This window comes from Elstera litoralis, assembly GCF_000963705.1.
Lineage (GTDB): Bacteria > Pseudomonadota > Alphaproteobacteria > Elsterales > Elsteraceae > Elstera > Elstera litoralis.
Genome location: NZ_LAJY01000986.1, coordinates 1 through 718, shown reverse-complemented (window position 1 = coordinate 718; position 718 = coordinate 1). Strand labels below are relative to the sequence as shown.

Annotated in this window: 2 protein-coding genes; both read left to right on the top strand. The window is 54.9% G+C overall.

The annotated features are described in order from the left end of the window. Window positions 1–149: 149 nt before the first annotated feature. Complete coding sequence (locus VZ95_RS21080) at window positions 150–479, top strand: ArsR/SmtB family transcription factor (protein ID WP_045777617.1); 330 nt, start codon at window positions 150–152, stop codon at window positions 477–479. Then, a complete protein-coding gene (locus VZ95_RS21075) occupies window positions 476–718 on the top strand; it encodes an SRPBCC family protein (protein ID WP_045777616.1) in 243 nt (80 codons plus the stop codon). The genes VZ95_RS21080 and VZ95_RS21075 overlap by 4 nt, the downstream gene beginning before the upstream one ends.

Sequence of the window (718 nt, the reverse complement as noted above, 5' to 3'; positions counted from 1 at the left end):
TGGGAGAAACCCCGCCGTAGTCCGCTCTCCACGCCATCTAGAAGCAAACCTATTTTGGTGCGCAGTCTTTCTCAAACTTGACGTAAAACTTCTCTATTCAGAGAAGTTTCTGATTGACCGAGGCCCGGCAAGAATCATAACTTCTCTTTATGGAGAACTATCTTTCCGCGCGGTTTAATGCCTTGGGCGACGCAACCCGGCTTGCTGTGGTGGAGCGTCTCTCTGGCGGATCGCAGACTGTTAGTGATCTTGCCAAAGCGCATCCGATGGTGTTGTCGGCTTTTACCAAGCATCTCGGCATTCTGGAGCGGGCAGGTCTCATCACCACCGAAAAGGTGGGGCGCGTTCGCATCTGTCACCTCAATCATGCCGCTATGGCGGACCTGGAGGGCTGGCTTACAGACCGTCAGGCGCTGTGGAACCGCCGTCTTCATCGACTTGAACGGCTTATTCAATCCGAGAAGGACGATCTTCCATGACCCTTGTCCATGAAACGATAGAGCTTCAGCGTGATTTCCAGGTGCCGCCGCATCGGATTTTCCGCGCATTTACGGATATCCGTGAACGCGAAATTTGGACGGCTCCTTCAGACCGCGTCGAGGTGAAGATCGATCAGTCTGACATGCGGCCTGGCGGGTTAGAGCGCGCCCGGTGCGGGCCGCGCGGTGATATGCAGTGGGATTTAACCACCTATTATCACGTGATAGAGGCGGGGTGA